The sequence below is a fragment of the Okeania sp. SIO1H4 genome (assembly GCF_010672695.1).
Taxonomy (GTDB): Bacteria; Cyanobacteriota; Cyanobacteriia; order Cyanobacteriales; family Microcoleaceae; genus Okeania; species Okeania hirsuta.
The window spans coordinates 18040-31896 of record NZ_JAAHGB010000031.1 but is presented as its reverse complement, the minus strand read 5'-3'; the positions used below and the strand labels follow the sequence as shown (position 1 = coordinate 31896).

10 protein-coding genes are annotated in these 13857 nt (G+C 36.5%); 5 read left to right on the top strand and 5 right to left on the bottom strand.

What is annotated here, in order from left to right; translation table 11 throughout:
- Window positions 1-48: 48 nt before the first annotated feature.
- The gene (murG, locus tag F6K06_RS19340) at window positions 49-1119 is read left to right on the top strand and encodes an undecaprenyldiphospho-muramoylpentapeptide beta-N-acetylglucosaminyltransferase (protein WP_287242813.1); all 1071 of its coding nucleotides are present in this window, start codon (window positions 49-51) and stop codon (window positions 1117-1119) included.
- 674 nt (window positions 1120-1793) lie between these two features.
- Window positions 1794-2051 (top strand): hypothetical protein, encoded by a 258-nt coding sequence (locus tag F6K06_RS19335; protein ID WP_124144575.1) that lies wholly within the window; start codon window positions 1794-1796, stop codon window positions 2049-2051.
- Here the strand turns inward: F6K06_RS19335 and F6K06_RS19330 are convergent.
- Complete coding sequence (locus F6K06_RS19330; protein ID WP_124144574.1) at window positions 2029-2271, bottom strand: hypothetical protein; 243 nt, start codon at window positions 2269-2271, stop codon at window positions 2029-2031. The genes F6K06_RS19335 and F6K06_RS19330 overlap by 23 nt on opposite strands.
- 532 nt (window positions 2272-2803) lie before the next feature.
- On the opposite strand from F6K06_RS19330, the gene F6K06_RS19325 reads away from it, so the two are divergent.
- Complete coding sequence (locus F6K06_RS19325; protein WP_287242812.1) at window positions 2804-4855, top strand: mechanosensitive ion channel domain-containing protein; 2052 nt, start codon at window positions 2804-2806, stop codon at window positions 4853-4855.
- Window positions 4856-5065: 210 nt separating this feature from the next.
- Here the strand turns inward: F6K06_RS19325 and F6K06_RS19320 are convergent, their stop codons facing one another.
- Together F6K06_RS19320 and F6K06_RS19315 are read right to left on the bottom strand one after the other, a co-directional pair.
- Window positions 5066-5212 (bottom strand): hypothetical protein, encoded by a 147-nt coding sequence (locus tag F6K06_RS19320; RefSeq protein WP_287242811.1) that lies wholly within the window; start codon window positions 5210-5212, stop codon window positions 5066-5068.
- Window positions 5213-6754: 1542 nt separating this feature from the next.
- The gene (locus F6K06_RS19315; protein WP_287242809.1) at window positions 6755-8653 is read right to left on the bottom strand and encodes a S9 family peptidase; all 1899 of its coding nucleotides are present in this window, start codon (window positions 8651-8653) and stop codon (window positions 6755-6757) included.
- 212 nt (window positions 8654-8865) lie between these two features.
- Between F6K06_RS19315 and F6K06_RS19310 the strand changes: the two genes are divergently transcribed.
- A complete protein-coding gene (locus F6K06_RS19310) occupies window positions 8866-9531 on the top strand; it encodes a class I SAM-dependent methyltransferase (RefSeq protein ID WP_287242808.1) in 666 nt (221 codons plus the stop codon).
- Between the two features lie 112 nt (window positions 9532-9643).
- Here the strand turns inward: F6K06_RS19310 and F6K06_RS19305 are convergent, their stop codons facing one another.
- Window positions 9644-9817, bottom strand: coding sequence for an EF-hand domain-containing protein (locus F6K06_RS19305; protein WP_161564468.1), 174 nt, complete (start codon window positions 9815-9817; stop codon window positions 9644-9646).
- A 422-nt stretch (window positions 9818-10239) separates the two neighbouring features.
- On the opposite strand from F6K06_RS19305, the gene F6K06_RS19300 reads away from it, so the two are divergent.
- A complete protein-coding gene (locus tag F6K06_RS19300) occupies window positions 10240-11577 on the top strand; it encodes an FAD-binding oxidoreductase (protein ID WP_375340277.1) in 1338 nt (445 codons plus the stop codon).
- A gap of 216 nt (window positions 11578-11793) precedes the next feature.
- Here F6K06_RS19300 and F6K06_RS19295 read toward each other — a convergent pair whose 3' ends face one another.
- Window positions 11794-13749 (bottom strand): CHRD domain-containing protein, encoded by a 1956-nt coding sequence (locus F6K06_RS19295; protein ID WP_287242804.1) that lies wholly within the window; start codon window positions 13747-13749, stop codon window positions 11794-11796.
- Window positions 13750-13857: the final 108 nt, after the last annotated feature.

The following is a 13857-nucleotide window of genomic DNA, read 5'->3' as shown; positions in this document are numbered from 1 at the left end:
TTGAAATTTTTGACTTATTTCATTGTTATACCAGGGAGTAAAGAAACCTTGACCAATACACCAATTAAATTGTTAATCGCGGCCAGTGGTACTGGCGGACATTTATTTCCAGCGATCGCCACTGCTAAGGAATTAAAGGATTATCAGATCGAATGGTTAGGAGTACCTAATCGTTTAGAAACTAAGTTAGTCCCATCCCAGTATCCTCTCCATACTATATCAGTTGAAGGTTTTCAGCAGAAATTGGGCCTGGGGACTTTAAAAATTTTGAGTGGACTTATTGGCTCTATTCTAAAGGTAAGACATATACTTAAGCAGGGAAACTTTCAAGGATTGTTTACCACTGGCGGTTATATTGCTGCTCCGGCCATTATTGCTGCTCGTTCCTTGGGTTTACCAGTTATTCTCCATGAGTCTAATGTTTTGCCTGGGAAGGTGACGCGCTGGTTTAGTCGTTTATGTAATGTAGTGGCAGTGGGTTTTGAGGAAGGAGCAAAATATCTCCCTAATGGTAAGACGGTTTATGTAGGTACTCCTGTCAGAGAGCAATTTTTGTCTCCTCAAGTGTTAGATATACCTATTCCAGATAATGTCCCTGTGATTGCAGTTGTTGGGGGTTCTCAAGGAGCAGTTTCGGTTAACCAATTAGTGAGAGAATGTGTTCCTGCATGGGTTGATGCTGGTGCTTGGATTATTCACCAAACTGGGGAAAATGACAGAGATGCTTTTAGTGTAGAACATCCCCAATATTTTCCCATGACATTTTATCATAATATGGCTGGTTTATTTCAGCGGGCAAATTTAGTGATTGGTAGAGCAGGGGCGGGTACTTTAACAGAGTTAGCAGTTACTCATACACCTTCTATTTTAATTCCTTATCCTTATGCTGCTGATAATCATCAAGTTTATAATGCTAATGTATTTGCAAATCAGGAAGCGGCAATAGTTTTTCCTCAATCAGAATTAACTTCTGAAAAACTTGAAACAGTAGTTTTGGAGTTATTAAATTCACCAGAAAAACTGGAAAAAATGAATCAGGGTTCGGAAAAATTAGCAGTAAATGATAGTGCTAAGAGATTAGCAAATTTAGTCGATAAATTATTGAATGATTACTCATAATTTAGTTTGAGTAAAACATCATCAAATAGATCGAAAATTTTTGCTTCGTGAATGGGCTTAAAATATTCTTTCCACTGCTGTTTTTTTCCCGTTCTGATATGCTTATTGTTTGAAACCCGTCCAGAAAAAAACTTTTTCTTTAGGCTATTCTGAATAGACTAGGAATAATTCTTTCCTTGAACCATAGAAACTGAAAAAAATCTCTGAATAAAGTTAGGTTAGTATCTGGAATTAAATCCTCATATTTTCTCTCTATAAAGTCAGGATTATCATAATTCTAACACTTGATATCTTCAATTACATTCCTAGTTGCATTCTCCATTTCAAATATCAATTGATCATCACAGGATGAATAATAATTTAGTTTTTCCTGGTAATATCATGTCCGGCTAATTAGTGATAAAAAACTTTCTCCTTCAACTCCAGTTCTTCTTCTTCCTTCTTCTTTCTTCCCTCCTGACTCCTGACTCCTGACTCCTGACTCCTCCGTCGTTATTTATTTATAACTGTTCAACCGGACATGATATAAGTCAATCCACAAAAATATTTTCTGTTAATATGTAACAATTTTTCTGATGATTTTGTATGATAGAAACAAGTAGAAACAATTACATCTCTTGGGTCTCTGATAATATGTAATCCTTTGTAATTAGAAAGTATGTCAAAATCAAACTTTGAATGATCGTCAAGAAAAATATCAAAGTTCGGCGTTGCTGAATAGCGTGTATGATATTAATCGCGCATTACTTAGGAGTCAACCCACCCCTAACTCCTCCCAGGAGGTCAGAATTCACGAGTCAGGAGGGAAGAAAGAAGAACAAACCCCGAGTAGAAGGAGAAAGTTTTTTGGTCGCGTAAGCGGAATAGAGTTCTATTGCGCTCTGATCCGGACAAATGTCATACCTATTTTCACCAATGCCCAAAGTTCTTAGATGAACCCCTAAGAGCTGCCTTATTTTTCTCCCGGCAAAATTTTAAGTCATAATCAGAACCAATAGCACTGAATATAGTTAACATCCAAACAGTACCTGTTTTGTGGTGAGTTCCAATCAAAGCTTTATTATCTAAAATTTCTCCAAACGATAAACCCTTACGAATAACTCCTAGGGATTTACGAATAGTAGCTCTAGTTTGCTTGAGTAATAATTTCATTTTTCCTCATTACTTTAAAGTTCATGATATTATCTTTTCTGTGGCGGGTTTAATACTCCACCGTCAACGGTGATGCTTAAAATTGTTTGGGGTTATAAGACAGGGAGTGGTGTGTCGAAGACTATCCATAAGCAATTTTCCCTTATGCCTTCTGCGTTTTTCAAACAATAATTATACCATTCAGAGAACTTAGCCAAAAGCTTATATGATAGTAAGTTACAACTATAATCTCTTGCAAAAGTTGTTTTGATATCAATAATTAGTAAGGGAGATAAGGAGAGTATTAAATAACATAATTTTTAGTATTTCATATTAAAATTAAAAAATTAGTAAGTCCTAATAAAAAAACTTACAGCGGTTTTCATTTCAGTAGACCACAGTAGGGGCGTTAGCGGCAAAAGCGCTGTAAATCTGCTAGAACAAAATTTAGCAGTAATAGAAAGTACCAATAAGTTAACAAATTTAGTGCGTCAATTTTTCCACAGCAAATCAGTCGATAATTAAATGTTCATTGAGGTTTTAAAAGGTTGCTATGTGGTATGAATATTTATGGCTAAAGTTGAGAAAAGTAGCAAGATGTGAACGAACAAATTGCTCTCTAGCAACAAAGAATAGTTTGATTTTTCCACTAAGGAGAAAAATAGCTCAAAGACAAATTATTCAAATATTAATAATTGCTTTTTTGCTACCTTTATTATTTTTCATAGTACCAGCTTGGGGGCAATCTACTGCTACTAATAATAATTTCAAAACAGCTCCAGTAGTACTTAATGGTAAAATATTATTTAAAGTATCAGGTAATGATGATAAAAATTTGACAGCTACTAAACGAGCTGAAATCATCAGTTCAACATTAGAAAATATCTTAAGCTCAGGTGAATCTATAGAGGTAGATATAGACCAGAAAAATGAAGAAACAATTCTGGGTGTTAATAGTAAATATCTACTCACAGTAACTGCGACAGATGTCAAAGGAAGAATGAAGATAGAAGAGCAAGCAGTAATCTGGAAATATAGAATTGAAGAAGCTTTGGAATTAGCTCAAACAGAACGTCAGCCACGTTATATTTTCCAAGTATTAATCATCAGTATTATTCTAATTTTAACTGCTTTTACTCTACAGTTATCTTATGGTTTTTTTGAATTCAAAATTAGCAATTTATTTGAGGAAAGATATCCTAAACTTGTCAATTATTTCCCTACACTTTTGCCATTAACTGGAATTGCTGTTAGAGTCATAGTCTGGATAGTAGTTGTCCTCTATATAACCGATTTAATACCATTTCTTAGCAACTATCGCGACAAAGTATTAAATATTTTAAAAGAGAGCTTTACTTCTACTATTTTTAATCTAGGTAACAAAGGTTTTTCCATTTTAGACATAATGTTTTTAGTCGGATTAACCATTGCAATGTGGAAAGGAGTAGGATATTTTATTAGCATCTTCAGAAGTAAAATTATTGGCTTAACAGGAGCAGAGCAGAGCATTCAAGATACAATTAGTTTCTTAGTTCAATATGGCTTAATTTTCTTAGGTATACTAATTATTCTGCAACTTTGGGGGGTAGATGTTAGTTCTTTAGCAATTATTGCTAGTGTCCTTGGTGTAGGTATCGGTTTTGGTCTACAGAATATTGCTAACAATTTTATGAGTGGCATTATTCTAATTTTTGAGCGGCCTATTCAAGTGGGTGATTTTATTCAAGTTGGAAATTTAGAAGGTATTGTTAAACGGATTGGTTTACGCAGCACTTACATTACTACTTTAGACAAGATTTCTTTAATTGTTCCTAACTCTCGTTTTCTAGAAAATGAAGTTTTAAATTGGAGTCATAATAATCCGATTTCTCGGGTAAAAGTTCCCATAGGAGTTGCCTATGGTTCTGAAATTAGGTTAGTTAGAAAAGCTATTTTAGAAGTAGCTAAAAGTCATCCAGAAGTATTATTACATCCATCACCGCAACTATGGTTTCAAGAATTTGGTGATAGTTCTCTAAACTTTGATTTGCTTGTTTGGATTAGAGAACCTCAGAAAAAAAGTAAGCTCAAAAGTGAACTAAATTACCGTATTGAAGTAAGTCTAAGAAAATATGGAATTGAAATTCCTTTTCCTCAGCGAGATTTGCATTTAAAATCTCCAGAAATAGAGCAAATGATTCAGACTTGGATTCAGAAAAATACTACCCAATCTGCAGAACTTTATTATCCTGATAGTTTTGTACATAAACTGGAAAGAAAAATTTCTGATTTAGAGCTAGATGAAGAGGATAATTTAACTGTATCAACCATCAATAATATCGACAGTGAAATTCTTAATAATATAGATATAGATACCTTGATTCAGGAAATGCGTGGTTCTCATGGAGTAGCAATAAAAGACCGCCGACATCGGTGGGGTATTTACCCAAAATGTTTTGTTGGTTCTGAGGCAGTAAAATGGTTAATGAGGACTCAAAATTTGAATTTACAAGAAGCAATTTCGATTGGTCAATTATTAATTAACCGTGGGTTAATTCATCATGTCTTAGATAGACATGATTTTAAAAATGAATATCTTTTTTATAGTTTTTATGAAGAAGAATAGTAGGGTTTAACAATTAATAATGAATAATTAATAATGAATAATTAGGGACTTCCAAGAAATAAATTATCCCAAGGCTAACCAGAATTAGTATCTATCAGGACTTACGCAAAGACACTATCTCTTATTTAAAATGACTATAAATTAAATTACCCTAACTATTGTAAAGTTAGGGTAACTGATTTTATTACTTTAGTAAAAATTTTTCACTTTTTAATCAAATAAACAAACAGCTTCACCATAAAAAGCGTGTGCTTCACCTTTAACTTTTGCACAAGCCTCTTCAAATGAACTTGATAAATCATATTTTGTAGGATCTGGAGAAAATTGACAGTGCACTATAGATTCATCTGCAAACAAAACATAACCACCATTTTTAAGACAAGATTGTTCTACAGAATTTTTAGGAGAAACAACTGCAATATCATCATCATCTACAGAAGTTACCCTAGAAAAATACTGAGGTTCAGAGTATCCACAACCATAAATTCCATCTTTTTCGATAACATTAGATAGATAAGACTTGTTATCCTCTGATTTTTTATAACAATAATCTCCTTTAGAAACGAAAAAGTCATCAGAAGACTTTTTAGCTGTTCCTCGAACACAAATTTTAGTTTCTGGTGCACCATATCCTGGAATATCTCCAATAACCCATTCTCCTTGATAATTATTACCGAAAAGCGACGTTGAAGGCCCCCGTGTTTTAACCGGGGGATGAAAACAAGCGAGTCGCTTAGACTAGACAACTTTAGTTGTCCTGTGTTATTATTACTTAAGTCCGGGGAGTAGTCAAGTATGAAAGCATTTATTAAACTGTACTAAACTCATAATCTTTTACAAGGGATACAAATTTTTAGAACTTTAGAAAAAATTTATATTCTATTTTTCAATTGTCCCAAGTAAGTATTTGGTAATAGAAACAACAATATAAATATCAATAGTTGAAGCAGTCATGGAATGTCCATATAGTGGATACAAATTGTTTTTTAATATCACATTGATAATATTATAACTAATTGAAAAACGGTAGTCCTCCATAGTAATGGTAAAATATAAATTAAATTTTAATTTTCTAGCTATGCACGGTTCAGTTAAGACGAAAACTCCTATGATATGGAACGATTAGATAGGCTTTTCAGACTACAGAACTGCAAAAAAAATCCTGAACTGAATCGTATTGGTTTATCATCAGTAAGGCTGGGCGATCGCTTAATTTTTTAGCGATCGCTCTATTTGCCATGCCCTATATAGAACCCATTTGATCGCTATATAATTATGGTAGCCAAGTCTTTTGGCGCATCAATGAGCTCAGAAAAATCTGAAAAGGAGTGTTGAATTTTTTATATTATTTCCCCCCACATCTCCCCTCTTCCCTCTTCCCTCCTGTCTCCTGTCTCCTGTCTCCTGTCTCCTGTCTCCTGTCTCCTGTCTCCTGTCTCCTGTCTCCTGTCTCCTGTCTCCTAGCTAAAAAAATTTAATATTTATGAAGATACACTTAGGGGTTCTATATAGTGTCTTTGCGTAAGTCCTGATAGATACTAATTCTGGATAGCCTTGGGATAATTTATTTCTTGGAAGTCTCTTAATAATTTAAAGAAGGCAAAAGGCAGAAGGAAGAAAGAAGAAGAAGGAAAAATCTGCTGTTGTGTTAGTTTGAAACTTTTGGATGGTTGTGCATTGTCCGGCAATGTTTGTTACCAGAGATGGCAGTGGGAGCATCTTGCTTACGTGCCTAGTATTTTTTTAAGGAAAAAAGCTTTAGTTATCTAGAACAGAAGGAAAAATATTGCGTTGTGTGAGTTTTAAACTTTTAGTTCGCCCTCACTCCCCCAATCACCATCTCCCCATCTCCCAACACTCCCCTACTCCCCCAATCACCATCTCCCCCGCTCCTCTACTCTAATGAACTAAACCAGAGTGACCTTCTATATTCCCTACTGGTTCAAATATTCCACCCAGATATTTTGCTAAAAATTCCTCGGCGATCGCATAAAAATGTAAACGATTTTCTGGACGGGCAAAACCATGTCCTTCATCCTTATATAGTACATATTCGATCGGTTTACCCGCGTCTTCCATGGCCTTAACAATTTGCGTACTTTCTGACTCTTTCACCCGTGGGTCATTTGCTCCTTGACCTATTAATAAAGGTTTCTCAATTTTATCTACAAAAAACAGAGGCGATCGCGACTGCAAAAACTCTGCTTCAGTTTCCAAATTTCCCACACGATGGAAAAAGACTTTCTTCAAAGGTTCCCAATAAGGAGGGATAGTTTGCATTAAAGTGATCAAGTTACTCGGTCCGACAATATCCACGCCAGCAGCAAACACTTCCGGGGTGAAAGTCAACCCTACCAATGTTGCATAACCACCATAAGAACCACCCATGATAGCAATTTTATCCTTGTCGGCAATACCCTTTTCAACTAACCAGTTAACTCCATCAATTAGATCGTCGTGCATTTTCGCTCCCCATTCCCGGTTACCAGCATTGAGAAAATCTTTACCGTAACCAGTCGAACCTCGGAAATTAATTTGCAATACAACATAACCTCGGTTAGCTAACCACTGAGTTTGCGATCTATAACCCCAGGTATCTCGTGCCCATGGTCCCCCATGAACTAAAAGCACTGCTGGTGCTGGAGTTGGAACACCTACAGGTTTAGTCAGATAACCATGAATAGTTAGACCATCCCTAGCAGCGTAGGAAATGGGTTCCATTGGTGCCAACTGTAAACCTTCGAGTTGGGGTTGGTTGCTAAAGAGAAAAGTTATAGTTTTAGCAGTGCGGTCGTAAGTATGATAATAAACAGGTCCGTCATCAGTAAAATAAGCTACCAACCAGTTATTGTCTTCGAGGGTACGACTAACGATGCGAAACTCGCCTTTGTGCGCTTGCTTGAGAAATTCAAAATCTGCAGCAATGCTATCATCTAGAATCTGCCATTCTAATTTATCTTTGTAGAAACCCACTGCTTCAATAGCACGAGTAATAGGATGAGTTAAACTGCCACTAATGTCATATTGGGAGTCTTCAGCAATTACTTTTTCTTCGCGAGTGGCAAGATCGAGAGCAAGTAAACGTATAGCATTAGCATCATGGTTAGCTGATATATAGAGAGTTTTGCCATCATTGGAGAAGAAACTCGGGCCTCCATCTTCATCTGGCCCCCAGTGACGGATAGTTTCCCAAGATTTTTCTGTGGTTTCGCGATACAGTAAATCCGAACCTCCATCCTCTGTGATGGTTGCTGCAGCCAGGATTTGGAATTTTGCATCAGCAGTCCAACCAACAATATTACCTGGGTTATGGGTGTCAAATTCTACTGCACCATTATTGAGGTTGATGCGGTAAACATCGAAAGTTTGGGGATTTTTCAGGTTCAGACCCACTAATATTTGGTCAGGGAAATTATGGTCTAAATCTATTACTTCTGCTTTGACTCCCTGGAATGGGGTGAGGTCGCGCACCATATTTGATTGAATATTAACTTGATAGAGATGATAATTTTCATCCCCATCAGCATCTTGAAGATATATTAGTTGGTCTTCGTTGTAAGTCCAGAAATACATCCGAATGCCCCGTTTTTTGTCGGCAGTAAGTTGGCGGTCGTCTTCTTGACCTATTGTTCGTACCCATATTTGCAAGACATTTTTTTCATTTGGAGCAATATATGCCAGATATTTGCCATCGGGGGAAAGTTTGGGACTGGTACGTTCGGGGTTGCCAAACAAAATTTCACGGGGAATAAGGGGAGGGAGTTTAGTTGTAATTTTTTCTGCGGTTGTTGTTGTCATATTTTGGTTGAATATTTGATTTGCTGAAGTTGCATAGCAGGCAACAGGGAACAGGGAACAGATTGAAAAACATTTCTCTGTCTAAAGATTATTATCAGTCTCTGTTCTAACCGCTCTAACTATTGCTATATATATTTTATTCTATAGCTTACTTTACAATTCGTAATATTCAGATAAAATAATTATGTAGTGTAAACCCACCTTGACTATTTATGTTACTACAAGCTAATCAACGCACGAAATTAGATGACTCTGACGATCGCCTGTTTTATTCTTACCCTAGGTTTGTTACTCATGTGGATGAAGGGTTTATTGACCAGTTGACAAATTTATATCGCGATCGCCTGAAACCTCATACTCGGATTTTGGATATGATGAGTAGTTGGGTTTCTCACTTACCACAGGATATGGAATTTGCTCATGTTGAAGGACATGGTATGAATGAGGAGGAGTTGGCTAAAAATCGTCAATTAAATCATTACTTTGTTCAAGATTTAAATAAGGATTTAAAACTACCTTTTCCCGATCAAGATTTTGATGCTGTTGTTAACTGTGTTTCTATTCAATATTTGCAATATCCTGATGCTATATTTTATGAAATTTATCGAATTTTGAAACCTGGCGGGATAGCAATTATTAGCTTTTCTAATCGGATGTTTTATCAAAAGGCTATTAGTGCTTGGCGAGATGGTTCAGAAACCTCAAGAGTAGAGTTAGTTAAGCGTTATTTTGACAGTGTAAAAAGTGCTAATGAAATTCCAGGTTTTAGTCAAGTAGAGGTAATTTATCAGAAGTCAAATGTACCTAGTTTTTTACAGATGTTCGGTTTAGGAGGAGGCGACCCTTTTTATGCTGTAATTGCTTATCGTCAGGTTTAGTATTAAGCGATCGGTTTTAGGGGGTAGTTAGTAAGTTAAATAAGTATTTTTTATAGGTAAAAATAAAGTTTTTTTTACTTACATTTTCTTTAACTATCTAACTCCTACCAGATCATCTTCTCTGATAATCTCTAATAATTTGTGGTGTTCCCTGAGTTAAATTACCCGCTCTAGCAAGATTCTGGAATATTTCCTCAAAATCGTCTTTTTCTACTACACCATTTTGATCGGCATCATAGACTTGAAACAGACCTGTCCATTTTTTTGTTTGTAATTCTGTCAGCATATTTTTGTTTTCCTTTATTCAAATAATTGAACCTAGATTTGTCCTTATTCCCATCAGGATTTATCAGACTATGGGGTTAAACAATTTGATACTATATCAGACTATAGTCGGGAAAGGGGGGTTGCACATTTATAGTTTATATAGCAGGGAACAGGGAACAGTAGGAAAAGCACTTCTTTGTTTAAGGTTGATCATCAGTCTATGTCAAACACCAACTCGTTCTTTGCTTTTTTTAAAAAAGAATAAATTGAAGTTCGCAATAAATATAAATCTAAAAGTATGATAAAAATAAGTAGTTCAGCATATACAGCAAATTTCAGGAAGCGTGAGGTACAGTTTTAGGTTAGTCTAGAATTTTTATTCATTCCCTATTCCCTGTTCTCTGTTCCCTGTTCCTTGTTCCTTAATACCATTCATAATTAATCATAGTGATTTCCCAAGAAAATACATTTAACATACAAGAATTAGAAACTATTGTCCGCAAAGACAATATTAGTTTGTGGCAAGATATAGACCAAACAAAAAAACAACAAATATCACAGGCGATCGCTCCCGACACTACCATCAACTGCATCGTCTATCCAGAAACTCAAGCACAACTTTCTACCATAGTTACTTGCTGTGCTAAAAATAATTGGGCAATATTACCTTGTGGTAACGGTAGCAAAGTTCATTGGGGAGGGTTAATGAAAGTAGACCGAACTACTCACAAACAAGGAATAATAGTTGTCAGTAGCGATCGCCTCAACCATCTCATCGAACACGCTGTGGGTGACTTAACTGTTACTGTGGAAGCAGGGATGAAATATGCAGAATTACAGGAAACCTTAGCAAAAGCAGGTCAATTTCTCGCTATCGACCCTGCTTATTCAGAAACTGCTACTATTGGCGGTATCATTGCCACTGCTGATACAGGTTCCCTACGTCAACGCTACCGGGGTGTACGAGATATGCTACTGGGTATAAGTTTTGTGCGATCGGATGGAAAAATTGCTAAAGCGGGAGGACGGGTAGTTAAAAATGTGGCAGGTTACGACCTAATGAAATTATTTACAGGTTCTTATGGCACATTAGGTATCATTAGTCAAGTTACTCTGAGAGTTTATCCTCAACAACAAGCATCCGGTACCGTTGTTTTAGTAGGAGAAAAAAATAACATTGCCAAAGCAACTCAAACTTTATTATCTTCAGCATTAACACCCGTTGCTATTGACTTACTTTCAACTAAATTAGTAGAACAATTAGACTTAGGTAAAGGTGTGGGATTAATGGTTAGATTTCAAAGCATAATAGAGAGTGTTGAAGAGCAATCTAATCAATTATTAAAAGTGGGAGACAGCTTAGGTTTAAATTCCACCCGTTACAATGATTATGAAGCAGAATTATGGCAAAAATTAAAACAACAAATATGGCATTCTCAGCCAAATGAAATAATTTGTAAAATAGGAGTTATTCCTACCGAAGCTGTAGAAACTTTAGAGCGATCGGCCATAGAAACTGGTTTCGGATTAATTCATGCAGGGAGTGGTTTGGGAGAATTAAAGTTTAATTCTGTTACTCCCGAAACTCTTCTAGAATTACGGCATTGGTGTGAATCTAAAGGTGGATTTCTCACAGTTTTAGCAGCACCATTAGAGATAAAAGAAAAACTAGATGTTTGGGGTTATAATCAGAATGGTCTTGAGATAATGCGCCGAATTAAACAACAATTTGACCCACAAAATATTTTTAATCCTCATTCTTTTGTTGGTGGAATTTAACAGGGAGTATAATATGATATCATGTCCGGTTGAACAGTTATAAATAAACGACGGAGGAGTCAGAAGTCAGGAAGGAAGAAAGAAAAAGAAAGAGGAGAAAGTTTTTTTTGATCGCTAATTATCCGGACATGATATGAATTAGTTTTCAGATCAAACAGGCAGGAATGGTGTAAGGTGCGTTGCAACTGAGCGTACAGGTAGAGTGGCAATTCCTATCTATCTAACTTGAAAATCATTAGCTACTAACTCTGGACTGCCGTCTAATGTGGCAAATTGAGCGCCACTACCAAACCCATCTTCAGTACCGTTGGCATTATAATACAACGCTCCACTAGCAGAGTTGTAAACAATTTTAGCCTCAGCAGTTGCAGCATCAACTTCACTAGAGAAAATTGCAAAATCATCTGTAGATAAACCAATACCAGGAGAACTATCTAGAGCAGTAAAGGTTCTCAAGTCAAGCAAAATTCTATCTTGCCCACTATTAAAATCATTAATCTGGTCTATACCTATATCTTGAGAATCAAATTCTTCGTTGGTGTTAAAAATAAATCGGTCTATACTTGCCCCACCTATCAATTCATCGTCTCCAGCACCACCATTCAGGCGATCGCGACCTTGACCACCATTGAGAATATCATTACCGTCTCCACCAAGCAATATATCGAACCCAGGGCGACCTTCTAAAACATCATTACCATCCTGGCCTAATAGAGTATCGTTTCCTCTAGCACCAATCAGGTTGTCATTACCATCACCACCAATGACGCGATCGTCACCTGCGAGTCCATTTAATCGATCGTCTCCAGCAAAACCTCTTACTATATCGTTAGCAAAACCTGCATCAATATTGTTATCCCGGTTGTCTCCATTGAACACTACATCATCAAGAGGAATTACAGTATCCAAATCTTCTAAAATCACCTGTCCGCGCAACTCACCACTCGGATTATTTACTGTGTGCAGGTTAATATAAACTCCTCCTGACTCTACTGCTGCAACTTCAGTTTCATCCAGAGTAAAACTACCAGAGAAGAAACCTGCACCAACACCATCAGTTTCAACCACAGTCAAGTTGCGTAAAATATCGCCATTCTCACCAAGTCCACCCAAATGAAGGTGAACTGAACTTTGAGGGTTCCCCTCTGAGTCCTCGGAGGGTCCGACATTCAACAAATCACTTGATACAACAGAAAAATCACCGGATATATTGAGAGTATTGCCAGAGAGAACTGCATAAAAAGTTCCTGAACCGTCACTAGGTCCTACTGGATCGACTTCTTGAACGGTTGATATCGGTAAAAATGTTGCTAGATCATTTCCTGTTGGGTCTATTTCGTTGAGCAGAACTTGGGTGCGTAATTCTCCACTCTGATTATTTTCTGTATGGAGGTTGACGTACAAATTTCCAGACTCAGCAGCTACTATTTCATCGGGACTTAAAGTAAAATCACCAAAAAATCCACCCGATCCATCACCATTATCAATTACATCGAAGTTACGAATAATTCCACCATTAGAATTAGCTAATCCCTGATGCAGATGAATGGCGCTCTGAGGATTTCCTGCTGAGTCTTCATCTCCAACCGGGAATAAATCGCTTGATAAGTCTGAAAAAGTTCCTTGTATTAATAGGTTATTACCAGTCAGAATGGCATTTACTATTCCTTCAGCGGGGGTATCTGCTACTGGTGGTACTTCAAAAGCTTCTGACATGGGCAACCCTAGACCAACTGTTGCTTCTAGATCGTCTAAAAGAACCTGTCCTCGTAGCTCTCCACTTTGATTATTATCTGTGTGTAGATTTATATAAAACTCGTCTGCTGCTGCTGCTTCTGTTTCTGCATCTGTGAGAGTAAAAGCACCATGAAATATACCTGTAGTATCATCAAATTCTGATACAGTTAAGTTGCGGATAATACCTCCATTCTGACCTGCTTCAGCCTGATGAACATGAATTGCGCTTTGAGGGTTTCCCTCTGAGTCTGCTGCTCCTACAGGAAATAAAGGGCTTGATAGTCCACCATAGAGTCCCTCTATTAGTAATGTATTTCCTGGTAAAAAAGCATTGAAACTTCCTAAAGCTGGACCATCTGCTATTGGGGGAACTTCTTGTAGTTCTGACATTGGTAAAGAAAGCCCCAAGAAGTTGTCAAATAAATAAGTAGTCATTATTAATCTCTGTAATTTTTCAGTATGGTTAATACTAAACTATAATAATCATATTTATTTTAAATATAAAATTTTTTTGGTATATAATTCTTACTTTTTGCAAACAAA